Origin of the sequence: Novosphingobium aerophilum (assembly GCF_014230305.1) — a bacterium.
Classification (GTDB): domain Bacteria; phylum Pseudomonadota; class Alphaproteobacteria; order Sphingomonadales; family Sphingomonadaceae; genus Novosphingobium; species Novosphingobium aerophilum.
On record NZ_JACLAU010000032.1, the window covers coordinates 1 to 22,476 of the forward strand.

Below are 22,476 nucleotides of genomic sequence, written 5' to 3' on the forward strand. Positions count from 1 at the left end.
GCCATGAAAACCGCAGGAAAACCCCCAAAGGTCGCTCTCGTCGCCATCATGCGAAAACTCATCACAGCCCTCAACGCCATGATCCGCAACAAGCAGAAATGGGCTCTCGCCTAGACGGTTGCTCCCCGTACCGGGGAGGAAACAAAGGTCCGACTTCGGGCGATAGCGGCCGTTCGAACGTGTCCACTTCGCCCAGGCGGGACATCGCGTCCCCTGTGCTGCGCCCTTGCCAGGCGGCGCGATGCAAACGATACTATTGCCGGTCGCGGACGGGGGTGCGTGATGCGGTTCTCATGGGCAGTGGTTGGGTTAGCGGCGCTGTTGCCGGCGGCGGTGCGGGCGGAATGGATCGAATCCTCCAGCGCGCATTTCGTGGTCTATGCCAACAGCAGCCAGAGCGAGAACCAGCGCTTTTCCGAACAGCTCGAACGCTATCACTCGGCGCTGGCGCTGCTGACCAAGACCAATGTCGTCGCGCCGAGCCCGTCCAACCGGGTGACGGTCTATGTCGTCAGCAGCGAGGAGGCCGTGCGCAAGCTGCATGGCGGCGACAACAAGTTCGTCGCCGGGTTCTACCTCCCGCGAGCCGGGGGCTCGGTGGCGATCGTGCCCAAGGTGACCACCAGCTCGCGCGAGCTGGAATTCTCGATGACCACGCTGCTGCACGAATATGCACACCACTTCATGCAGACCAGCAGCAGCTTCCCGATGCCACGCTGGTATTCGGAAGGGTCAGCCGAGTTCTTCTCGGCCGCGACCTTTCCGACAACGGGCGGGGTCTCGATCGGCCGGCCGGCGATGCATCGGGCGGCCGAGCTGGTCCTGCCCGGCTTCGCGCGCGATGTCCATGTGACCGAGCTGCTCGATCCCGCCAAGCAGGTGCGCGGCAAGCGCTACGATTCCTTCTACGGGAAAAGCTGGCTGCTGTTCCATTACCTGACCTTCGATCCGGCGCGCAAAGGCCAACTGAGCCGCTACAACCAGCTCCTGACGGAAGGCCGCTCGTCACCGGAGGCCGCGACCGAGGCCTTCGGCGATCTGGCGGTGCTGGAAAAGGATCTCGACGCCTACCTGCGCAAGCCGCGCATGCTGAGCTTCGATCTCAAGCCCGCCTTTGTGCCGACCGGAGCGGTCACCCTGCGACGGCTGTCGGCGGGAGAAGCCGAGATGATGCCGGTGCGGATCCGGTCCGATCGCGGCGTGAACAACGAACAGGCCAAGCTGGTCCTGGCCGATGCCCGCGCCGTGGCGGCGCGCTATCCCGACGATCCGCAGGTCCAGGCCTCCCTGGCCGAGGCCGAGCACGACGCGGGCAACGACAAGGAGGCGATCGCCGCGGCCGATAAGGCCCTGGCGCGGGACCCGGCGCTGGTCCGGGCCCACGTCCAGAAGGGCCTGTCGCTGTTCCGGATGGCCGACGACGCGCCGGACCGGGCGGCCGGCTATCGCCAGGCGCGGGTGGCCTTCGCCCAGCTCAACCGGCGCGAACCCGACCATCCGGTGCCGTTGATCCATTTCTACCTGAGTTTCGTCCAGCAGGGGCAGACCCCGACCGATCTGGCCTACACGGCCCTGGCCCAGGCATCGGGGCTGGCTCCGTTCGACCTGGGCCTGCGCATGATGCTGGCATCCGAACTGGTGCGCCGCCATCGCCTGGCCGATGCCCGCACGGCGCTGGCCCCGATCGCCTACAATCCCCACGGCGGCAGCCTGGCGGTCGCGGCCCAGCGGGTCATGGCGCGGATCGACGCCGATCCGCAGTGGGACGGCCACGATTTCACCGCGATCAGCGCCAATGTGGCGGGGGACTCCGAGGACTAGCCGCGATCGCGGATCATCGCGTCGAGCGCCCCTAGCCGAGCGTGACGAACAGCTCGGCCTCGATCGCCCAGTCCTCGCCGATCCGACGCCATTTGGCGGCATAGCTGCCGCGCGCGGTGATGGTCTCGGCGACGGTGCAGGTCCATTCACCCTGCTCCATCGCCACCGGCTCGACCGCCGAGACTGTCACGGCCGCGGGGGTTCGGACATAGCGGTTGCGCTCCGCCGCGGGAGCCGCGAACTCGCGCTTCCAGGCCTGGAGCTGGGCTTTGCGCCCGGCCAGCACGGCGCTGTCGGTGCCGGTCACCAGCACCACGTCGGGCGCCAGCAGCGGCCCGATGGCGGCGAGGTCACCGGCGGCCAGGGCGCGGTTGAACGCGGCGCGGCGCAGGCGGATGGCGAGATCGGCAGCGGCGTCGGTGCTCACGCGCTCAGCGGTCCTCGCGCGTCGCCTCGGTCACCTGGCGGGTGCCGTCCAGCTTCTGCCAGACCACCACCCGCCAGCGCGATCCGTCGCGCAGCTTCAGCAGCAGGCGGTAGTTCATCCCGGCCACCACCTGCCGCTCCGCCACCAGCACCCGGCCCTTGGCCCGCGGCTGCGGGGTGATGTGCGTGATCGCGGCCTGGACCACCGGGCCCAGCTCGGGCGCGCGCGGGCTCATCGGGGCAAAGCCGCCGACCAGCGGGGCCCGCACCGGCTCAGCCGCGGGGGCAGGCACGACCGCCGCCGGAGCCGGCGCCGGAGCGGCCGGCGGCAGCGGCTCCGGTCCGGTCGTGGCCAGGACCAGGACGAACAGCCCGATCACGCCGTGGTCCTACTCGGCAGCGGGCAGATAGATCTCCCCACCCTTCTCGCGGAACACCTCGGACATCTCGGCCATGCCCTGCTCGGCGTCCTCGGCCGCGATGAACCCGGTCGAGGGCTGGTTCTGCTTGGCGGCGAAGTCGCGCACTTCCTGCGTGATCTTCATCGAGCAGAACTTGGGCCCGCACATCGAACAGAAGTGCGCGGTCTTGGCGCCCTCGGCCGGCAGGGTCTGGTCGTGGTACTGCTCGGCCGTATCGGGATCGAGGCTGAGGTTGAACTGGTCGCGCCAGCGGAACTCGAACCGCGCCCGGCTCAGCGCATCGTCGCGCACCTTGGCCGCCGGGTGCCCCTTGGCCAGATCGGCCGCGTGGGCCGCCAGCTTGTAGGTGACCACGCCCACCTTCACGTCGTCGCGGTCGGGCAGGCCGAGGTGCTCCTTCGGGGTGACGTAGCAGAGCATCGCCGTGCCGTACCACCCGATCATCGCCGCGCCGATGCCACTGGTGATGTGGTCATAGCCGGGGGCGATATCGGTCACGAGCGGCCCGAGGGTGTAGAACGGCGCCTCGCCGCAGGCCTCGAGCTGCTTGTCCATGTTCTCCTTGATCTTGTGCATCGGCACGTGGCCGGGGCCTTCGATCATCACCTGGACATCCTGTTCCCAGGCGCGCTTGGTCAGCTCGCCCAGGGTGTAGAGCTCGGCGAACTGGGCCTCGTCGTTGGCGTCGGCGATCGACCCGGGGCGCAGCCCGTCACCCAGCGAATAGGCGACGTCATAGGCCTTCATGATCTCGGTGATCTCGTCGAAGCGCTCGTAAAGGAAGCTCTCCTTGTGGTGCGCCAGGCACCACTTGGCCATGATCGAGCCGCCCCGGCTGACAATCCCGGTCACGCGCTTGGCGGTGAGCGGGATATAGGGCAGGCGCACGCCGGCGTGGATCGTGAAGTAGTCCACGCCCTGCTCGGCCTGTTCGATCAGGGTGTCGCGGAAGATCTCCCAGGTCAGGTCCTCGGCCACGCCGCCGACCTTCTCCAGCGCCTGGTAGATCGGCACGGTGCCGATCGGCACGGGCGAATTGCGCAGGATCCATTCGCGCGTGTCGTGGATGTTGCGCCCGGTGGACAGGTCCATCACGGTGTCCGCGCCCCAGCGGATCGACCAGACCATCTTCTCGACCTCCTGCGCCACGTCCGAGGCGACGGCGGAGTTGCCGATGTTGGCGTTGATCTTGACCAGGAAGTTGCGGCCGATCGCCATCGGCTCGCTTTCCGGGTGGTTGATGTTGTTGGGAATGATCGCCCGGCCGCGCGCCACATCCTCGCGCACGAATTCGGCCGTCACATAGTCCGGGATGGCCGCACCCCAGTCCTGCCCGTCGCGCGCGAGCTGCTCCTTCAGCGCGGCACGCCCCAGGTTCTCGCGGATGGCGACATATTCCATCTCCGGGGTGATGATGCCGCGGCGGGCATAGTGCATCTGGCTGACATTCTGCCCGGCCTTGGCGCGCAGCGGGCGCTGCACCACTTTGGGGAACGGCGGCACCCCGCCCGAGCGATCGGGGCCGAGCTGGCCATTGTCCTCGGGCTTGACCGCGCGACCCTGGTAATCCTCCACATCGCCCCGGGCGAGAATCCAGTCACGGCGCAGCGCGGGCAGGCCGGCGGCGATATCGATCGTGGCCGCCGTATCGGTGTAGGGGCCCGAGGTGTCATAGACCCGCACCGGCGGCTCGCCCGAGCCCGGCTCCAGCGAAATCTCGCGCATCGCCACCTTCACCCCGGGCATGCGGGGGCTTTCGACGTGGATCTTGCGGCTGCCGCGAATCGGGCCGGTGGTGACGCCGATTTCGAGCTTGCTGTTGATGTCGGCCATGATGCTCCTCTCGGCGGACGGGGAGCGGGCGGCGGCGCTGCGGCTGGGCCGGACCCTTCCCTCCGCCCGTGCTAACGGGTTCAGGTTCAACGGGTCGTGGGACGCGACGCCCACCTCTCAGCCGCTCGGCTCCCCGGGGATGGCATGGTGTTAGCCCCTAGTGGCGGCGGTGTACAGGGTTCGCGACAGGGTCTGGGGGTGGCCATTGGGGCGCATGGGACATTCTTCGCCGCCACGGACCACCATGCCATCATCGACGTCCCTTGCGCCAGCCGTGTGCCCCGGCGCGCTGTCCTACATCGCCCCCTGGCACTACCCTTTCGCCCATGCCCCACCGTCAGCCCCCTACCCTCCGCCGCATCCGCACGCCCTGCGCACGAAAAGTCACAAAGCATGGTCTGCCATCTCCCCGCAACACACTGATCCCAAACTGCAATTCCACTCCATCCGCGCGCACCAAACCGCCCCGCAAGTGTCAACGCCGCGCGCTTTCTCTGTCTCGCCCCGTCGTGCCGGTTGCGCCGACACCCGCCCGCGCCTAGGTCAGGCGCCATGACGCAACGGGACGCCGCATGACCACGCCAGATGCCGATGTCGCGATCCTGGGCGGAGGGCTGGCCGGTGGGCTGATCGCCCTCGCCCTCCATACGCGCCGCCCCGACCTGCGCCTGCTGCTGATCGAGCGCGATGACCGGCTGGGCGGCAACCACGTCTGGTCGTTCTTCGCCACCGACCTCGATGCCGCCGGCACGGCGCTGGTCGAACCGCTGATCGCGGCGCGCTGGCAAGGCTACACCATCCGCTTCCCGCGCTACACCCGCGAGCTGGGCAGTGCGTACAATTCGGTCACCAGCGAACGGTTCGACGCCGCGCTGCGGGCGACCCTGCCCGCCGCCGCGATCCGCACCGGAACCGAGGTCAGGGCCGCCACCCCGACCAGCGTCACCCTGGCCGATGGACAGGTGCTGCAGGTCGGCGGAGTGATCGATGCGCGCGGCGCCGCCGTCCTGCCCCACCTGACCGGCGGCTGGCAGAAGTTCGTCGGCCGGATGATCCGCACGGCGCGCCCGCACGGGCTGGAGCGGCCGGTGGTGATGGACGCCACGGTCGCCCAGCTCGACGGCTACCGCTTCGTCTACTGCCTGCCCTTCGGTCCCGACCGGGTCTTCGTCGAGGACACCTACTATGCCGACGAGCCCGCGCTCGACGTGCCGGTTCTGCGCCAGCGCGTGGCGGACTATTGCGCCGCTGCCGGTTGGGAGATCGCCGAGGTGCTGGGCGAGGAGACCGGGGTCCTGCCCGTGGTCGCGGGGGGCGATTTCGCCGCATTCCGCGCCGCGACCGACCAGGGCGTGGCCCAGGCCGGGATCCGCGCCGGGCTGTTCCAGCCGCTGACCTCCTATTCGCTGCCTGATGCCGTGCGCTATGCCCTAAGCATCGCCGGCAGCGCCAATCTTTCGGGCACTGGCCTTCTGGCCGCGTCGCGCGCATGGGGTGAAGCTCACTGGCGCAAGAGCGCGTTCTACCGGATGCTCACCGCGATGCTGTTCGGCGCCGCGGCCCCGGCCGAGCGCTATCGGGTGCTGCAACGGTTCTACGGGCTCGATTCACGATTGATCGAGCGCTTTTATGCAGGCGGGACAACGATGACTGACAAGCTGCGGATCCTTACCGGCAAGCCGCCGGTCCCGATCAGCGCGGCCATCCGCGCGATCACCGGCGGAGTGCCCTTCGCCCCGCTTGACCATGGCGCCCCCGCCGCGGGAGCCTGCGCATGAGCCGCTCCGCCTGTGTCATCGGCGCCGGGTTCGGCGGCCTCGCCCTCGCCATTCGCCTGCAGTCGGCCGGGATCGCCACCACCATCGTGGAGGCGCGCGACAAGCCCGGCGGGCGCGGCTATTACTGGGAGCGCGACGGCTTCACCTTCGATGCCGGCCCCACGGTCATCACCGATCCGCCCTGCCTCAAGGAGCTGTGGGCGCTGACCGGCCACGACATTTCCGAAGATGTCGATCTGATGCCGGTCATGCCGTTCTACCGGCTCAACTGGCCGGATGGCGTCAACTTCGACTATTCGAACGACGATGCCGGGCTGAAGGCCGAGATCGACCGCGTCGCGCCCGGCGACTGGGAGGGCTACGAGCAGTTCCTGCGCTATTCCGCCCACGTCCACGATGAAGGCTACGTCAAGCTCGGCACGGTGCCGTTCCTTGACTTCGCCTCGATGCTCAAGGCCGCCCCGGCGCTGGCCAAGCACCAGGCCTGGCGCTCGGTCTATTCGATGGTCTCGAGCTTCGTGAAGAGCGAGAAGCTGCGCGAGGCGCTGTCGTTCCACACCCTGCTGGTCGGCGGCAACCCGATGACCACCAGCGCGATCTACGCCCTGATCCACAAGCTGGAAAAAGATGGCGGGGTGTGGTGGGCGCGCGGCGGCACCAACCGCCTGATCGCCGGCATGGTCCGTCACTTCGAGCGGATCGGCGGCACCATCCGCGTTCACGATCCGGTGGTCCACCTCCATTCGGTGGGCGATCGCATCACCGAGGTGGAGACCCAGAGCGGTTGGCGCCAGCGCTTCGATGCCGTGGCCAGCAACGCCGACATCGTCCATTCCTATCGCGACCTGCTGTCGGACAATGCCGCCGGGCAGGCCCGGGCGAAAAAGCTGCAGCGCAAGCGCTACAGCCCCAGCCTGTTCGTGGTCCACTTCGGGGTGGAGGGCACCTGGCCCGGCATCCCGCACCACATGATCCTGTTCGGCCCGCGCTACAAGGGCCTGCTCGACGACATTTACCAGCATGGCGTCCTGCCGCAGGACTTCTCGATCTATCTGCACCACCCGACCGTGACCGACCCCTCGGTCGCGCCCCCGGGCAAGTCGACCTTCTATGCGCTGGTCCCGGTCGCCCACATGGGCAAGCTGCCGATCGACTGGGAGCATGTCGGCCCGCTGCTCGAAAAGCGCATCCTGGACGAGGTCGGGCGGCGGCTGATCCCCGATATCCACGACCGGATCATCACCAAGTTCCACTATGCCCCGCGCGATTTCGCGATGGACCTCAACGCGCACCTCGGCAGCGCCTTCAGCCTCGAACCGATCCTGACGCAGAGCGCCTATTTCCGTGGCCACAACCGGGACGACAAGCTGAAGAACTTCTACCTGGTCGGCGCCGGAACCCACCCCGGCGCAGGCATCCCGGGGGTGGTCGGCAGCGCCAAGGCGACCGCCGGATTGATGATCGAGGATCTGACGTGAAGGGCCGGCGCCGGGTGGACCAGCGGGTTGCGATGGCTTAGGGCCATCGTCATGCTGAACTTGTTTCAGCATCCATCCAGCCCCCGGGCTGATGGCGCATGAGCACGCCGCGGTGCAGCAAGGTATCGGGCAACGATCCGAATGACAGGAAAGATGGATGCTGAAACAAGTTCAGCATGACGGCAGTTTTGTTGACCGCCACCCCGCCAGCGCGAGACGCCTCGCATGAAGCGCATCGCGGTCTACTGCGGATCGGCCACCCCGGCCGACCCGCGCTATCTTGAACTGGCGGCGCTGACCGGCCGCACTCTGGCGGAACGCGGCATCGGGGTGGTCTATGGCGGCGGCACGCGCGGGCTGATGGGCGCGGTCGCCGATGCTGCGCTGGCGGCCGGCGGCGAGGTGATCGGGGTGATCCCCGAGGCCCTCGCCGGCACTCCGGAAGTGGCCCATCATGGCTGCACCGAACTGCACGTCGTGACCGGCATGCACCAGCGCAAGCAGGCCTTCACCGACCTGTCCGATGGCTTCCTGACCCTGCCGGGCGGCGTGGGCACGATGGACGAGCTGTGGGAAGCCGTGTCGTGGGCGCAGCTGGGCTACCATGCCAAGCCCGTCGGCCTGCTCAATGCCTTCGGTTTCTACGACGCGCTGCTCGCCTTCAACCGCCACATGATCGACACCGGCTTCATCCGTCTGGTCCATGCCGGCATCCTGATCGCCGAGGCCGAGCTGGACCAGCTGCTCACCCGCATGACCGCGCATGAACCCCATGTGCCGATCTTCCAGATGACCGCGAAGGATCTGTAGGGGTCCAGGTTCTCCAGGGGTCAAGGATCTCTAGGGGTCAAGGATCTCTAGGGGTCAAGGATCTCCAGGGTTCTCTGGCCCTCGCGGCACGAAGGCCCTGTCCTACGCCGAACAAATCACCTATCGCCCCGTTCGTGTCGAGCGAAGTCGAGACACCGGGCCGCAGCGTGTCTCGACTTCGCTCGACACGAACGGCTCTTGCTGAATCAGGCTGAAGTCTCCCGCGTGTTCGACCGCCCCGCCCTTGTCTCCCAGGCCCGCGATACCATCGCGCGGGGCAGCAAGAGCTTTGCCGCGGCCTCGCACCTGTTCGACCGGGTCACCCGCGAGCGCGTCTGGCTGCTCTATGCCTGGTGCCGGGCCTGCGACGACATCGCCGATGCCCAGGACATGGGCGGCGAACTGGGCGACCAGTCGGGCGCGGCCGAGCGGCTGGCGACGATCCGCCGCCTGACCGATCTGGCCCTGGCCGGGCAGCCGACCGGCCGGGCCGAGTTCGATGCCTTTGCCCTGGTCGTGCAGGAATGCGGCATCACCCGCGACATGGCCGACGACGTGATCGCCGGCTTCGCGCTCGACGCCGCCGACTGGACCCCGCGTTCCGAGGCCGACCTGCTGCGCTACTGCTTCCATGTCGCCGGGGCGGTGGGGGTGATGATGGCCGTGGTCATGGGGGTCGCGCCCGACGATGACGACACGCTGGACCGGGCCTGCGACCTGGGGCTGGCGTTCCAACTGGGCAACATTGCCCGCGATATCGCCGAGGATGACCGGGCCGGGCGCTGCTATCTCCCCGCCGAATGGCTGGCCGAGGCCGACATTCCCCCCGGCGAGCAGTTCCGCCCGATCCATCGTCCCGCGCTGGTCGCGGCGGTGGCGCGGATGTGCCGGCTGGCGGAGGACTATGAACGGTCGGCGCGGGTCGGGGCGGCGCGGCTGGGGTTCCGCCAACGCTGGGCGGTGCTGAGCGCGGCGGGGATCTATGGCGCGATCGCGCGCAAGGTGGCCGCTGCCGGGCCCCATGCCTGGGACCGGCGCGTCACCACCAGCGGCAAGGCCAAGCTCGGGTTCGTCGCCGGAGCCCTGCTCCGCGCCCTGCCGGGCATGGCGCCGCGCCGGGCCCAGCGGCCGGCGCTGTCGCGGCGCGAACTGCACGCCCTGGCGCTGGCCGATCCACCTCGCCCCGCGGCAGCGGAGATCAGGCCGGGCGTGGCATCCCCGGCAGAATGACGCGGCGGAACAGCTTGCCCCGCTCGCTCCACAGGATCAGCGCCAGCGAGGTCAGCCCGGCGGCCAGCAGACCGTGGGCCAGCGGCCGGGCGCTCTGATCGTAGGCCTGGCCGACCGTGAGGCCGATCACCGTGCCGATCACCAGCCGCACGAAGGACTGCACCGAGCTGGCCGAACCGGCGGTGCGGGCAAAGGGCTGGAGCGCGATCGACGAGAAGTTGGCGCTCATGAAGCCGGACAGCATCATGCTGAGCGCCATGACCGGGACGAACTGCCACAGCGACTGGTGCGGCAGGTGCGCCAGGTAGACCTGCAGCGCGGCCACCAGGATATAGGCCAGCAGCGCGGTGTGCGCGACACGACGCGCGCCGAACCGCTCGACGATCCGCGAGTTGGCGAAGTTGCCGCAGGCCATGAACAGCGCCATGCCGCCGAAGTAATAGGGGAACTGCTCGCCCGCGCCGAAGTGTTCGCCCAGAAGCTGCTCGCAGCACTGCACCCAGCCCCAGATCAGCCCGAGCGGGCAGGCGCTGGCCAGGATGTAGCCCAGCGACGTGCGGTTGGTGAAGGTCTCCGCCATGTTGCGGGCGATCACCGTGGTCCGGATCGGCTGGCGGTGCTCGGGATCGAGCGATTCCGGCAGGCGCAGCGCCACCCAGGCGTAACCGAGCACGCCCATCACCGCCATCATGCCGAAGATCCAGCGCCATCCGGCAAGGACCAGGATGCCTTGCCCGATGGTCGGCGCGATCATCGGCACGATCAGGAAGATCACCGCGATCAGCGACTGCAGCCGCGCCATCCGGTCGCCATCGAAGCGGTCGCGGATCACGGCCGAGGGCACCACCGACATCGAGGCGCAGGCGAACCCGCCGATCGTCCGGAAGGCCAGCATGGTGTTGAATTCGGTGACCAGCGCGCAGGCCACGCTGACCAGCACATAGCACACCAGCCCGGCCAGCAGCACGCGCCGACGGCCATAGCGATCGGCCAGCGGACCGGGGATCAGCGAGCCGAACGCCACTCCGCCCATGAACAGGCCGACGATGAGCTGGCGATGATTGGGGCTGGTCACACCCAGCTCACCGGCGATCTGGGGGAGCCCGGGCAGCATGGCATCGATCGCCAGCGCCTGCAGCGACATGATCAGCGCCACCATCACGATCAGCTCCCGCTCGCCGATGGCGAAGGCCGGTCGGGTCGGGTGCTGGTTAGCCGGGGGGGAAGCGGAACCGTGCATGGGTGGCTGATGAACGTTGGCGGCCGTCAAGGCCACCCCTTTTCTGAACTAAATTGGCACCTTGCCGCGGTGCAACCCCAGGTCAGGCAAAGCAGGTGACCGGTTGCCGCGCCGCGCCGAGCAGCCGCGCCACGGGCAGATCGTGCTCGCCCGCGGCGGCGGCGGCGAACAGCGCGCGCTTGTCCGTCCCGCGCGCCACGAACAGCAGGGCATCGCTGTCGAGCAGGGCCGGGATGGTCAGGCTGAACCGATCGAACGGCGCCTCCGGAGGCAGCGGATCGGGGGTGAGCCGGCGCAGCCGCTGCGGGTCATCGGGCCGGGGGTCGGTGTTCGGGAACAGCGAGGCGATATGCCCGTCCGCCCCCATGCCCAGCCAGGCGAGGGCGAAATGCGGCGGGACCAAGCCTTCGGCCAGCGGCACGATGCGGGCGCCGGCGGGTTCGAGCAGGGCCCGGATGCGCCCGACATTGCTGGCCGGATGGTCCTCCGGGACGATGCGATCGTCCCCCGGCCAGACCGCGATGCGGGACCAGTCGACGCCGCCGCGGACCAGTTCGGCCAGGATCGGAAAGGGGCTCGATCCGCCCGGGATGGTGATGGCGATGTCCTGCCCCCCGGCCCGCGCGAGCGCGGCCTCCAGGCACTCGGCGACCCAGGCAGCAATGGCGCCATCGGCGGCGCCGTCGATGATGGCTATGCTCATGCCTGCCGCCTACCACCCTGCCCGAGGGCGGCAAACCGCGGCGCAATGCTATGCGCGGGCTGCCGCCCCCGACGAAGGGTCGCCGCGTTCAGGCCAGCGTCTGGCTGAGGAACCAGATGCGCTGCTCGCACTGGTCGGTCCAGTCATCGATGATCCCGTCGGTGGCATTGTCCCCCACCTCGCCCGCCGAGTCCTTGGTGGCGCGCAACTGGGCGAGGAAGGTGCGGTTGTCGCCGATCAGTTCGCCGATCATCGCCTCGGCCGACAGGTCGGCCCGATCCTGCGCGGCAATGCGCGACCCGGCCGCCAGTGAGGTGAGCGAGGTGTGAGTGGTCGCCCCGTTCTTGCGGACCCGTTCGGCGATCAGATCGGTCAGGGCGAAGATTTCGGCGGCCTGCTCGTCGAACATCAGGTGGAGATCGCGGAACTGCGGCCCCCGCACATGCCAGTGGAAGTTCTTGGTCTTCACATAAAGCGCGAAGGCATCGGCCAGCAGGCCGTTGAGATTGGCGATATGCGCGGTCTTGACGTTGTCACCCATGGCGGATTCCCTTCGCGTTGGTGGCGATACCCGATCCTATACGCGCAACCGACTAATCGCGTTCCTGACTAAATGCGGTCAGTCTAAACGTTGATCCCGATTACATTGGGCACGCCGACCGCCAGCCCGACCAGCAGCAGCACGCCCCCGATCACCCGCCGGGCCCAGCGCGCTTCGGTCGAGGCCAGCAGGTGCGGCGCGGCCCAGCCGGCAGCGAGGGCCGCCATGCTGCCCAGGGCTCCGCCGATGGCCGCCGGGATCGGGGCGGCGGTGCCCACGGCGAGGGCCAGGATCAGGAAGCGTGCGGCGTCGGTCAATTGCAGCGCGAGCAGCACCACCCCCGCGGCGAACAGCGAATGGGTGGGCTCCTGCGGCGCCGGCTTGGGCGCGAGCAGCAGCATCTCGCCCCCGGCCAGCAGCAGGGCGATCGCGCCGAACAGCCCGCGCGCCGCCGGCGCCATCCCGGCCAGCATGCGTCCGCCGAGCCAGGCCGCCAGCGCGCTGCTCGCGACGGCCACCAGCAAGGCCACGACCAGCAGGACAGGCCGCCGCCCCTGGCTCGCGCCGAGCTGCGCGACCAGCGCCTGATCGCGCGCGCCGAGCGAGGCGAGGAACGCGGCCAGCAGGGCGTAGAGGAAGCCGCTCAGGACCGGGGCTTTCGCGGAAGACCCGGCAGGGCAGAGGGTCGGCGTCGGAGCAGGGCCGGCCCTGCTCCGGAAAGGTGGATCATGCTGGCAGGCTCCGGGCGTTGCCGCTTCCGGCTAGCACCGACTCGTCGTCGATGCCACTGCCATCAGGCGGCCAGGCGGCGCGGGGCCTCGGCGCGATAGGGCACTTCGGGCGGGAGGAAGGTGGCGTAGCAACGATGCATGTGTTCGGCCACGGCCGGGTGCAGCGGGCGCTCGAACTCGATCCCGCACTCGTGCCGACCGGACCAGCGGACCGTGCCGCACAGGCCTTCCATTCCCGTCGGCCGGACCACCACCCGCGTACCGGGGCGGATGTTGAGCGCGAAGCTCATGATCCGGCAGCCTTCGGGCGAGATGTCGCGGATCACCACGTCCTCAACGAAGCCGCTCAGCATGCGGCAGCGCGCGGGCATGGCCAGGGCCAGGCGGCGGGAGCGACGGCATTCTTCGGTAGGCTGGCTCATCGGGAACATCCTCGTCCAGAACTCTCGTTTAGGAGGACGGTGGAGTGCGAACGGTTTTCAGTCGGGCGGAAAAATCGCCCTGCCATTGCGGAACGCAGCACGAACACCCATAGTCGGGGACATGGCCGAACTCGTCATCCGCCGGGGCCTGGAAGAGCCCGACACATCGGGCGCCTTTGTCCCGCACAAGCCGAAACGCCCCGAGAAATCGGACGGCGGCCGGCCGTTCCGGATTGTCTCGGACTATCAGCCGGCGGGCGATCAGCCGACCGCGATCGCCGACCTCGTCGCGGGGATCAGCGAACAGGGGGAAAAGACCCAGGTCCTGCTGGGGGTGACCGGTTCGGGCAAGACCTTCACCATGGCCAAGGTGATCGAGGCGACGCAGCGCCCGGCGCTGATCCTGGCCCCGAACAAGATCCTGGCCGCGCAGCTCTATGGCGAATTCCGCAGCTTCTTCCCCGAGAACGCGGTGGAGTACTTCGTCTCCTACTACGACTACTACCAGCCCGAAGCCTATGTCCCCCGGTCCGACACCTACATCGAGAAGGAAAGCTCGGTGAACGAGGCGATCGACCGGATGCGCCACTCGGCCACGCGCGCCCTGCTGGAACGCGACGATGTGATCATCGTCGCCTCGGTCTCCTGCCTTTATGGCATCGGCTCGGTCGAGACCTATTCGGCGATGATCTTCGACCTCAAGAAGGGGGAAAGCGTCGACCAGCGCGAGATCATCCGCAAGCTGGTGGCGCTGCAGTACAAGCGCAACGATGCCGCCTTCGCCCGGGGCAACTTCCGTGTGCGCGGCGACAATCTGGAGATCTTCCCCAGCCACTACGAGGACATGGCCTGGCGGATCAGCTTCTTCGGCGACGAGATCGAGGAGATCGCCGAGTTCGACCCGTTGACCGGCAAGGCCGGGACCAAGCTGGACAAGGTCCGGGTCTATGCCAATTCGCACTATGTCACCCCGGGGCCGACGATGAAGCAGGCGGCCGACGCGATCCGCTTCGAGCTGCAGGAGCGGCTCAAGGAGCTGAATGCCGAAGGGCGGCTGCTGGAAGCGCAGCGGCTCGAGCAGCGCACCAACTTCGACCTGGAAATGATCGCCGCGACCGGCTCCTGCGCAGGGATCGAGAATTACAGCCGCTTCCTGACCGGCCGCCTGCCCGGCGAGCCGCCGCCGACGCTGTTCGAATACCTGCCCGACAACGCCCTGCTGTTCGTGGACGAAAGCCACCAGACCGTGCCGCAGATCGGGGCCATGGCGCGGGGCGACCACCGCCGCAAGCTGACTCTGGCCGAATACGGCTTCCGCCTGCCGAGCTGCATCGACAACCGCCCGCTGCGCTTCAACGAATGGGACGCGATGCGCCCGCAGACGGTCGCGGTCTCGGCCACGCCGGGCGGGTGGGAGATGGAGCAGTCGGGCGGGGTCTTCGCCGAGCAGGTGATCCGGCCGACCGGACTGATCGACCCGCCGGTGACGATCCGCCCGGTGGAAGACCAGGTGCAGGACTGCATCAACGAATGCCGCGAGACCGCGGCCAAGGGCTATCGTACCCTCGTCACCACCCTAACCAAGCGCATGGCCGAGGACCTGACCGAGTTCATGCACGAGGCGGGCCTGCGCGTGCGCTACATGCATTCCGACGTCGAGACCCTGGAGCGCATCGAGCTGATCCGCGACCTGCGACTGGGGGTCTATGACGTGCTGGTGGGGATCAACCTGCTGCGCGAGGGCCTGGACATTCCCGAGTGCGGGCTGGTCTGCATCCTCGATGCCGACAAGGAGGGCTTCCTCCGGTCCGAGACCAGCCTGATCCAGACCATCGGCCGTGCCGCGCGCAATGTCGACGGGCGGGTCATCCTCTATGCCGACCGGATGACCGGCAGCATGGAGCGGGCCATCGCCGAAACCGACCGCAGGCGGGAAAAGCAGCGCGCCTACAACGAACTGCACGGGATCACCCCGGCCACGATCAAGCGCAACATCCACGATATCGTCGCCGACACGGCCAGTCGCGACGGCGTGGTGGTCGAGCTGGAGGACGATGGGCTCAACAACCTGGTCGGGCACAATCTGCGCGGGTATATCGAGGATCTGGAAAAGCGCATGCGCGCCGCCGCCGCCGATCTGGAATTCGAGGAGGCGGGCCGTCTGCGCGACGAAATCCGCCGGCTGGAAGCGACCGAGCTGGGCCTTCCCGAGGGCGATCGCAAGGCGCCCGTGGTGGGCCGCAGCAACGAAGGCAAGCCAGGGACCAGGAAAACGCGGTTCGGCAAGAGCCAGCGGAAATGGGGGAAGTGATCCGCCACCCGTGCCCGGCCTGCGCCAATCCGTGGAACTTCGCGGGAACGCGTATTGCCTTTGTAAACAGGCCACCGCACAATCTCGGCCAATGACAAGACCCGGGACGCTCGCATCGCTGACCCTTGCCCTGGCCTTGGCTGCCTGTTCGCAGTCCCAGGGGCAGGTCGTGGCGAGCTCCGGCCCGGCCGACGGCTACCCGGCGCGACTGAACCTGGTCGGTGCCGAACAGCCGCAGGAGGTGGCGCCGCGGCAGCCCGAGGGCGCGCAGTGGCTTGCGGCGGGGGAACGCCTGTCGTTCGGGGTGCCGGGACAAGCGCCGCTCCTCACCCTGACCTGCGAACGCGACCCCTCCGGAGCCAGCCTGATCCGTCTGGTCCGCACCACCCGGGCCGAAAGCGGGGCCAAGGCCCTGCTCGCCCTGATCGGCAACGGCCGGATCGCCCGCCTTCCGGTCAACGCCATGGCCGATGGCGAGGCCGGACGCTGGGAGGGCCTCGTCCCCGCCGTCGATCCGCGACTGGACGTGCTCAAAGGGATCAACTCGGTGGAAGCCACCCTGCCGGGCGGGGGCACGCTGCAGCTCAAGTCCAGCGGTGAACCGCGCCGCCTGCTCGAAGCCTGCCGCGCGCGCGACCTGTCCCGCGCCGCGGTCTGAACCCGCCTTCGCGGGTTTGCTTCACAATTTGCCGAAGCGACTTTCGTAACCGGCCGTGTCCCCGGCCGCGAGCAGCCTGGCCTGTTCGACCCACTGATCGCGCGCCGGACGGCCGGCAAAGCTGCCCAGCTTGGCATCGATCGCGGCCAGATCGGCGTCCGTCCAGGCCGCGATCTGGGCAAAGCGCGTCACCCCCAGACCCGCCAGCAGGGTGGACAGCTTGGGGCCCAGGCCCTTGATCCGGGTGAGATCGTCCGCCGGCAGGTCCGGGGCGTCAGCAGGACGTTCGTCCAGGCTCGCCGCCGCCGTCTCTTCCTGCACCGCGGCGGCGATCACTTCGGCGACGCCGCCCAGCGTTCCGGCCGCGGGCGGGATGGCATAGGCCGCCGCGGCGGCGGGGGCGGCATCGATCAGGGCCTGGTTGCGCTGGGCGGGAGCGGCGCCCTCGTCGAGCACGTCCGGCCGCCGTTCGCGCGCCGGAGCCTTGGTGGCCCGGCTGAACAGCCACCAGGCGACCAGCAGGACCAGCACCACCACACCGGCCACGATTGGCCAGTTACCCTCGATCACCTGCACCATCCGCCGCGTCCTTGCGCATTCCGCCCGGGCGATTCCCGCCGGGCCCGAGCCGCCCCATAGCCCAAGGCTGCGGCGGCGAGAACCTCTGGCGCGGTGGGATCAGGCCTGGGCCATCAACGCAAGGCGCGCGGTCGATCGTCGGACATGACGGGGCGATCGCCCAGCCCCTCGGCGACGCCGACCAGCCGGACAAACTCCTGCCGCCAGAAATCCCCGGGCGCGCCGGCCAGGGCGCGGACCTGGGTCAGCGAAAAGTCCCCCAGCAGGGGATCGCCGCGCAGCTTCTGGCCAAAGGCGGCAACCGCCGCGGCGAAGCGGAAATCGGGTGAAGGCGCCTGCTGGATCACCAGCGCACTGGCGGGCACCGGCTGTTCGACCAGGCGCGAGGTCTGCCCGTCAGGCAGCTTGTAGCGCAGCTTGACGAAGGCCAGTTCGGCCTGGCCCTGGGCCGCCGTCACGGGCGGCGCATCATCGTAGCGGCGCGGGCCAACCCACCCCTTGGCGCCGGTCGGCACGATCTCGTACAGGGCGGTCACCTGATGCCCCGCCCCGATATCGCCGGCATCCACCTTGTCGTTGGCGAAGTCCTCTTCCCGCAGGGCGCGGTTCTCATAGCCGAGCAGGCGGTACTGGCTGACCTGCGCCGGATTGAACTCGACCTGGATCTTCACATCCTTGGCGATGGTGAACAGGGTCGAGGCCATCTCGTCGCCCAGCACCTTTTTCGCCTCGAGCGCGCTGTCGATGTAGGCATAGTTGCCGTTCCCGTGATCGGCGATCTGCTCCATCATCGCTTCGTTGTAATTGCCCGCGCCGAAGCCGAGCGTGGTCAGGGTGATCCCGCTGTCGCGTTCCCGTTCGACCATGGCGATCAGCGCCTTGGTATCGCTGACCCCCACGTTGAAATCCCCGTCCGTCGCCAGGATCACGCGGTTGACCCCGCCCCGGACGAAGCTGTCGCGGGCCAGCCGATAGGCCAGCTCCAGCCCGGCTCCGCCCGCGGTCGAGCCCCCCGCCTCGAGCCGGTCGAGCGCGGACCGGATCGCCGCCGCATCGTTGGTGGGCGGCAGGACCACCCCGGCAGCCCCGGCATAGACCACGATCGAGACCCGGTCGCGCGGACCCAGTTCGCCAGCCAGCCCGGCCAGCGCCGACTTGACCAGCGGCAGCTTGTCCGGCTCGCCCATCGATCCCGAGACATCGACCAGGAAGACCAGGTTGGCCGGCGGACGCTGGGCGGCGGGCAAGTCATAGCCGCGCAGGCCGATGCGCAGCAGACGGGTCGCGGGGTTCCACGGGGTGGTCATCACGTCGGTGGTGACCGTGAACGGCGTCTCCTGCCGTTCGGGCCGGGCATAGTCGTAGCGGAAGTAATTGATCAGCTCTTCGGTGCGGACCGCATCCTTCGGCGGGAGCTGACCCTGGCTCAGGAACCGCCGGGTGTTGGCATAGGCGCCGGTATCCACATCGACCGAGAAGGTGGAGACCGGCTCTTGCCGGACGACATGGACCGGGCTGATCTCCTTGCCGTCGTACTGCTCACGGCCCGGGTCGGTGGGAAGCCGGATGCCGGGGATCCACAGCGAACGCTGGGCCATCTTTGTGGCTGGAGCCGAAGCGGGTGGCGGAGGGGCCGACTGGACCGTGACCGGCGCCATCGGCGAGGACAGGGTGCCGCCGACACGGGTGCCGGTCACCACCACATCAGCCGCGTCGGCATTGGCCACCTCGGCCTGCCGCGCGGCACAGCCGGCCAGCAAGCTTAACAGAGCGGTGGTGCAAAGGGCGGTGGTGCAAAGTGCTGTGCTGAACCGGCGCATGGTCTCTCCCCTTCCCGTTCGACGGAAGCAGGAGGCCACTCGGGCCGTGAATGGCGACTGAATGTGCCCGCCCTGCGGCAGGGCGATCTACGGCGAGGGAGCCGGCGTGTCGCCTTCCACCTGCTTGCGGAACAGCACGCGGTCCTCGGGGCCGAAGCCCTTGTGCCAGATCAGCCAGGCATAGATCGCGACCATCGCCGGGATGCCGACGATCATGCTGGCCCATTCCGGCAGCAACTGCTTGGCCACGAGCCCCACCGCTGCCGCCGGCAGGACCGCCCAGACCAGGGCCCAGCGCCAGTTGTTGATCCGTTCGGCCAAGATACGCGACAGCAGGAACGACTTGACCAGCGAGGCCGAGGCCAGCGAGAGCATCAGCGCGCCCGCCGCCGCCGCCACCTGCCAACCCGGCCCATAGCCGAGCCGCGTAACCAGATCGATGCCCGCCACGGTGAGCACCGCCTGGAGCGCGATGGTGAAGAGCGAGGCCAGGAAATTGCGATAGCGGGCCAGGTAGACCAGCGCGGCTTCGCTGACCACGGCGGTGGCGGCGACGACCTCGGCGGCGAGCAGCAGGATCAGCGCGCCGGTGCCCTGGACGAAGTCGGGCCCGCCCAGCCCCATCAGCCCGGTCGCGGGAATGGCCAGGGCCAGCGCGATACCTGCCTGGGCGGCGGTGATCCAGAACCCGACCTGGCAGACCTGCCGGGCGATCGCGGCATAGTTCCGCTCGATCACGTTGCGGGTGATCACCGGGCCCAGCACCGGTTCGAAGCTGGTCTTGAGCTTCTGCGGCAGCGAGGCGAATTGCTGGGCGAAGAAGTAGATGCCGAGCGGCGCCTCGCCCACGAAGAAGCGCAGGATGAAGACATCCAGCTTGCGCGTGCCCCATTCCACCGCATCGGCGCCCGCCAGCGGCAGGTTGCGGGTCACCAACGGCAGCAGGCGGGACGGATGCGGCACCCAGCGCTGGGGCCAGCCATAGGCCCGGCCCAGCGCGACCAGCGCGACCACGGTCGCCGCGCCGACCGAGATCAGATAGGCCAGGGTCAGTCCCGCCTCGGGGTAGATGAAATAGAGCCCGCCCGCCGAAAGCGACAGCGCCCAGGGTTCGACCACGGCCCGGGCGCGCACGGTGGTCGCCACGTCGAACCGGTAGGCCAGCGCCGCCAGGGCCAGGTCGCCGGCGGCCAGGATCCAGACCGAGCCGATCAGCAGGAGATCGGCCGGGACATAGTTGCCCGTGGGGAACATGGCGGCCGGGAACAGGTAGAGCAGCAGCGAGGCCGCCAGCGCCGGGATCGTCGCGACCACCATGGCATCGGCCACGGCATTGGCGGGATGCTCGCGCTCCTCGGCCAGGCGCTGCGCCAGCCCGCGCTTCTGCCCGAGCGTGGCGATCATCCCGGCGAATTCGACCATGACCAGCGCCGACGCGAAACGGCCCATCGCGGCCGCGCCGTACAGGCGGCTGGCGATGAACAGGAACGGGATGCGCGCCACCAGACGCAGCAGGAAGCCGAAGAAGTTGGTCCGCCCCCCCTTGGCCAGGGCGGCGATATCCTTCTGCGATGCGCTGACAGCCCCGCTTTCGCTCACGGCGAACCGCCCTGTTCGGCCCGCAGCGGCCGGGCGAGCAGCTCGGCCGCGGCCTCGGCGGCGGAGAGTTCGCCCGCCAGCAGGCGATGGACCGCCGTGGCGATCGGCATGGCGATCCCGTCTCGCGCGGCCAGTTCGGCCAGGACCGGCGCGGTGCTGGCCCCTTCGGCCACGCTGGCCTTGCCGGCCAGGGCCTCGGCCGCGCTCTGACCCTGCCCCAGCGCCTGCCCCAGCGTGAAGTTGCGGCTGGATGCGGACGAGCAGGTCAGGACGAGGTCACCGAGGCCGCAGAGCCCGGCCAGGGTCTCGGCCCGCGCACCGCGCGCCAGCCCGAAGCGCAGCATCTCGGCATAACCGCGTGCGATCAGCGCGGCGCGGGCGTTCTGGCCCAGCCCCAGCCCCTCGACCACGCCGCAGGCAATGGCGAGCACGTTCTTGACCGCGCCGCCGATCTCGGCGCCGATCAGGTCGTCCGAATAGTATGGCCGCAGCGTCTTGCGCGAGATCAGCGGGGCGAGCCGCTGCCACTGGGCTTCTCCACCGCCACAGGCCAGGGTCACCGCGGTGGGCAGTCCGGCCGCCACCTCGTGAGCGAAGGTCGGGCCGGACAGGACTGCCAGCTCGGCCCCCGGCACGGCCGCCGCGGCCACCTCGGCCATCAGCCGCCCGCTGCCCGCCTCGATCCCCTTGGCGCAGAGCACAAGGTCGCGCGGGCCAGCCGGCAGGTCGGCAAGGACGCGCGCCAGAAACTGGGCCGGGACGACCACCAGCAGGGCCGCGCAGGACGCCAGATCGGCCAGGGTTCCGGTCGCGGCAATCCCCGGCGCCAGCTCGGCGCCGGGCAGGAACAGGCGGTTGCGGCGCGTGGCGTTGATCTCGCTCACCAGCTCGGGTTCGCGCGCCCACAGCAGCACCGGACTGCCATCGCTGGCGAGCACCTGGGCCAGGGCCGTGCCCCAGGCCCCGGCGCCGACCACCCCGATCACCGCGGCACCGCTCATGCCTTGACCCCCGCCCCGCGGACGGGTTCGGCCGCCGGATCGAGCGGCCAGCGCGGCCGGGCGGCGAAGTCCAGCGGATCACCGGCACCGGCTCCGCCCTCGGCCGCCATGCGCTCCAGTCCGGCCCAGGCGATCATCGCGGCGTTGTCGGTGCACAGCGCCAGCGGCGGCGCGACGAAACGCAGGCCGTGCCCGGCGGCAAGCGCCTCGAGGGCGGCCCGGATCGCCAGATTGGCCGCCACCCCGCCCGCCACGACCAGCGCGCCGACCGGCCCGGCCAGCGCGAGGGCCAGGCGCGTCCGGTCGATCACGCAGTCGATCGCCGCCTGCTGGAAGGCGGCGGCGATATCGGCCGGGTCATGTCCGCCGGCCTCCCTCGCCCGCAGCACCGCGCTCTTCAGCCCGGCGAAGGAAAAATGCGGCTCCGGCGTGCCCAGAAGCGGACGCGGCAGCGGAACCTTGCGCGCGTCACCGGTTGCGGCCAGCCGCTCCACCGCGGGTCCACCGGGATAGCCCAGACCCAGCACCTTGGCGGTCTTGTCGAAGGCTTCGCCCAGCGCGTCGTCGATCGTCGTGCCCAGCCGGCGATACCGGCCCACGCCCTCGACCAGCAGCAGTTGGCAGTGCCCGCCCGAGGCGAGCAGCAACAGATAGGGGAATTCGAGCGCGGGATCGGCCAGGCGGGGGGACAGTGCGTGGCCTTCGAGATGATTGACCGCCAGCAACGGCTTGTCCCCGGCCATGGCCAGGGCCTTGGCGGTGACCAGCCCGACCATCACCCCGCCGATCAGACCCGGTCCGGCGGTAGCCGCGATGGCATCGACGTCGCCCAGCGCCAGCCCGGCATCGGCCAGGGTCGCGGCGATCAGCGGCGCGATCCGTTCGGCGTGGGCGCGCGCGGCGATCTCGGGCACGACCCCGCCATAGGGCCGGTGTGCCTCGTCCTGCGAGGCGATGCGCTGGGCCAGAATCGTCCGATCCGCCGTGACCAGCGCCGCCGCGGTCTCGTCGCAAGACGATTCTATGCCGAGTACGAGCATCATCCCGGCTTCCCCTGACGCACAATGCGGACT

General features: G+C 69.3%; 20 protein-coding genes and 1 riboswitch. Of the genes, 7 read left to right on the forward strand and 13 right to left on the reverse strand.

The features are described 5' to 3' along the window. Nucleotides 1-321 precede the first annotated feature (321 nt). Entirely contained in the window at nt 322-1,821 is a 1,500-nt protein-coding gene (locus H7F49_RS15020; protein ID WP_185684395.1) for a tetratricopeptide repeat protein, read from the forward strand. A gap of 31 nt (nt 1,822-1,852) precedes the next feature. Here the strand turns inward: H7F49_RS15020 and H7F49_RS15025 are convergent, their stop codons facing one another. The 3 genes from H7F49_RS15025 to thiC are packed head-to-tail and all read right to left on the reverse strand — an operon-like array spanning nt 1,853 to nt 4,502. Continuing rightward, nucleotides 1,853-2,248, reverse strand: a complete 396-nt coding sequence (locus H7F49_RS15025) for a nuclear transport factor 2 family protein (RefSeq protein WP_185684396.1) — start codon at nt 2,246-2,248, stop codon at nt 1,853-1,855. A gap of 4 nt (nt 2,249-2,252) precedes the next feature. Further along, nucleotides 2,253-2,627, reverse strand: coding sequence for a cystatin family protein (locus H7F49_RS15030; RefSeq protein WP_185684397.1), 375 nt, complete (start codon nt 2,625-2,627; stop codon nt 2,253-2,255). A gap of 9 nt (nt 2,628-2,636) precedes the next feature. After that, nucleotides 2,637-4,502 carry a phosphomethylpyrimidine synthase ThiC gene (thiC, locus tag H7F49_RS15035; RefSeq protein WP_185684398.1) on the reverse strand — a complete coding sequence of 622 codons (1,866 nt, stop codon included), beginning with the start codon at nt 4,500-4,502 and terminating at the stop codon, nt 2,637-2,639. A gap of 40 nt (nt 4,503-4,542) precedes the next feature. Further along, nucleotides 4,543-4,648: riboswitch (TPP riboswitch) on the reverse strand. Between the two features lie 426 nt (nt 4,649-5,074). Here thiC and crtY point away from each other — a divergent pair. The 4 genes from crtY to H7F49_RS15055 all read left to right on the forward strand — a co-directional run bounded on the left by crtY (nt 5,075) and on the right by H7F49_RS15055 (nt 9,798). Beyond that, nucleotides 5,075-6,280: a lycopene beta-cyclase CrtY gene (gene crtY, locus H7F49_RS15040; protein WP_185684399.1), complete on the forward strand. Its 1,206-nt coding sequence runs from the start codon at nt 5,075-5,077 to the stop codon at nt 6,278-6,280. Further along, entirely contained in the window at nt 6,277-7,758 is a 1,482-nt protein-coding gene (locus H7F49_RS15045) for a phytoene desaturase (protein WP_185684400.1), read from the forward strand. The genes crtY and H7F49_RS15045 overlap by 4 nt, the downstream gene beginning before the upstream one ends. Before the next feature lie 225 nt (nt 7,759-7,983). Beyond that, complete coding sequence (locus H7F49_RS15050) at nt 7,984-8,568, forward strand: LOG family protein (RefSeq protein WP_185684401.1); 585 nt, start codon at nt 7,984-7,986, stop codon at nt 8,566-8,568. A gap of 225 nt (nt 8,569-8,793) precedes the next feature. Then, entirely contained in the window at nt 8,794-9,798 is a 1,005-nt protein-coding gene (locus H7F49_RS15055) for a phytoene/squalene synthase family protein (protein ID WP_185684402.1), read from the forward strand. Here H7F49_RS15055 and H7F49_RS15060 read toward each other — a convergent pair. From H7F49_RS15060 to H7F49_RS15080, 5 genes are all read right to left on the reverse strand, one after another. Further along, nucleotides 9,767-11,038: a multidrug effflux MFS transporter gene (locus H7F49_RS15060; RefSeq protein ID WP_185684403.1), complete on the reverse strand. Its 1,272-nt coding sequence runs from the start codon at nt 11,036-11,038 to the stop codon at nt 9,767-9,769. The two genes, H7F49_RS15055 and H7F49_RS15060, sit on opposite strands and share 32 nt — an antisense overlap. Before the next feature lie 82 nt (nt 11,039-11,120). After that, a complete protein-coding gene (locus H7F49_RS15065; RefSeq protein ID WP_185684404.1) occupies nt 11,121-11,741 on the reverse strand; it encodes a 6-phosphogluconolactonase in 621 nt (206 codons plus the stop codon). Between the two features lie 88 nt (nt 11,742-11,829). Next, nucleotides 11,830-12,282 carry a Dps family protein gene (locus tag H7F49_RS15070; protein ID WP_185684405.1) on the reverse strand — a complete coding sequence of 151 codons (453 nt, stop codon included), beginning with the start codon at nt 12,280-12,282 and terminating at the stop codon, nt 11,830-11,832. Nucleotides 12,283-12,365: 83 nt separating this feature from the next. Beyond that, nucleotides 12,366-12,800 (reverse strand): hypothetical protein, encoded by a 435-nt coding sequence (locus H7F49_RS15075; RefSeq protein ID WP_235982208.1) that lies wholly within the window; start codon nt 12,798-12,800, stop codon nt 12,366-12,368. A 275-nt stretch (nt 12,801-13,075) separates the two neighbouring features. Then, entirely contained in the window at nt 13,076-13,435 is a 360-nt protein-coding gene (locus H7F49_RS15080; protein ID WP_235982209.1) for a PilZ domain-containing protein, read from the reverse strand. A gap of 121 nt (nt 13,436-13,556) precedes the next feature. On the opposite strand from H7F49_RS15080, the gene uvrB reads away from it, so the two are divergent. Next, on the forward strand, nt 13,557-15,746 hold the full coding sequence (gene uvrB / locus H7F49_RS15085; protein ID WP_185684406.1) for an excinuclease ABC subunit UvrB: 2,190 nt from the start codon (nt 13,557-13,559) through the stop codon (nt 15,744-15,746). A gap of 91 nt (nt 15,747-15,837) precedes the next feature. Beyond that, a complete protein-coding gene (locus H7F49_RS15090; RefSeq protein WP_185684407.1) occupies nt 15,838-16,404 on the forward strand; it encodes a hypothetical protein in 567 nt (188 codons plus the stop codon). Nucleotides 16,405-16,425: 21 nt separating this feature from the next. Here H7F49_RS15090 and H7F49_RS15095 read toward each other — a convergent pair whose 3' ends face one another. The 5 genes from H7F49_RS15095 to tsaD all read right to left on the reverse strand — a co-directional run bounded on the left by H7F49_RS15095 (nt 16,426) and on the right by tsaD (nt 22,446). Beyond that, nucleotides 16,426-16,983, reverse strand: coding sequence for a hypothetical protein (locus tag H7F49_RS15095; RefSeq protein ID WP_185684408.1), 558 nt, complete (start codon nt 16,981-16,983; stop codon nt 16,426-16,428). A gap of 113 nt (nt 16,984-17,096) precedes the next feature. After that, nucleotides 17,097-18,743 carry a VWA domain-containing protein gene (locus H7F49_RS15100; RefSeq protein WP_328806782.1) on the reverse strand — a complete coding sequence of 549 codons (1,647 nt, stop codon included), beginning with the start codon at nt 18,741-18,743 and terminating at the stop codon, nt 17,097-17,099. A 147-nt stretch (nt 18,744-18,890) separates the two neighbouring features. Then, nucleotides 18,891-20,402: a lipopolysaccharide biosynthesis protein gene (locus H7F49_RS15105; RefSeq protein ID WP_328806783.1), complete on the reverse strand. Its 1,512-nt coding sequence runs from the start codon at nt 20,400-20,402 to the stop codon at nt 18,891-18,893. Then, the gene (locus tag H7F49_RS15110) at nt 20,399-21,403 is read right to left on the reverse strand and encodes an NAD(P)H-dependent glycerol-3-phosphate dehydrogenase (RefSeq protein WP_185684410.1); all 1,005 of its coding nucleotides are present in this window, start codon (nt 21,401-21,403) and stop codon (nt 20,399-20,401) included. Before H7F49_RS15110 ends, H7F49_RS15105 begins: the two co-directional genes overlap by 4 nt. Then, entirely contained in the window at nt 21,400-22,446 is a 1,047-nt protein-coding gene (tsaD, locus tag H7F49_RS15115) for a tRNA (adenosine(37)-N6)-threonylcarbamoyltransferase complex transferase subunit TsaD (protein ID WP_185684411.1), read from the reverse strand. Before tsaD ends, H7F49_RS15110 begins: the two co-directional genes overlap by 4 nt. Between the last annotated feature and the right edge of the window lie 30 nt (nt 22,447-22,476).

Coding starts and splice junctions, on each gene's coding strand:
- H7F49_RS15060 (WP_185684403.1), bottom strand. CDS start 11,038: ATGCACGGTTCCGCTTCCCCCCCGGCTAACCAGCACCCGACCCGACCG.
- H7F49_RS15090 (WP_185684407.1), top strand. CDS start 15,838: ATGACAAGACCCGGGACGCTCGCATCGCTGACCCTTGCCCTGGCCTTG.
- H7F49_RS15050 (WP_185684401.1), top strand. CDS start 7,984: ATGAAGCGCATCGCGGTCTACTGCGGATCGGCCACCCCGGCCGACCCG.
- tsaD (WP_185684411.1), bottom strand. CDS start 22,446: ATGATGCTCGTACTCGGCATAGAATCGTCTTGCGACGAGACCGCGGCG.
- thiC (WP_185684398.1), bottom strand. CDS start 4,502: ATGGCCGACATCAACAGCAAGCTCGAAATCGGCGTCACCACCGGCCCG.
- H7F49_RS15095 (WP_185684408.1), bottom strand. CDS start 16,983: ATGGTGCAGGTGATCGAGGGTAACTGGCCAATCGTGGCCGGTGTGGTG.
- H7F49_RS15080 (WP_235982209.1), bottom strand. CDS start 13,435: ATGAGCCAGCCTACCGAAGAATGCCGTCGCTCCCGCCGCCTGGCCCTG.
- crtY (WP_185684399.1), top strand. CDS start 5,075: ATGACCACGCCAGATGCCGATGTCGCGATCCTGGGCGGAGGGCTGGCC.
- H7F49_RS15070 (WP_185684405.1), bottom strand. CDS start 12,282: ATGGGTGACAACGTCAAGACCGCGCATATCGCCAATCTCAACGGCCTG.
- H7F49_RS15110 (WP_185684410.1), bottom strand. CDS start 21,403: ATGAGCGGTGCCGCGGTGATCGGGGTGGTCGGCGCCGGGGCCTGGGGC.
- H7F49_RS15045 (WP_185684400.1), top strand. CDS start 6,277: ATGAGCCGCTCCGCCTGTGTCATCGGCGCCGGGTTCGGCGGCCTCGCC.
- uvrB (WP_185684406.1), top strand. CDS start 13,557: ATGGCCGAACTCGTCATCCGCCGGGGCCTGGAAGAGCCCGACACATCG.
- H7F49_RS15065 (WP_185684404.1), bottom strand. CDS start 11,741: ATGAGCATAGCCATCATCGACGGCGCCGCCGATGGCGCCATTGCTGCC.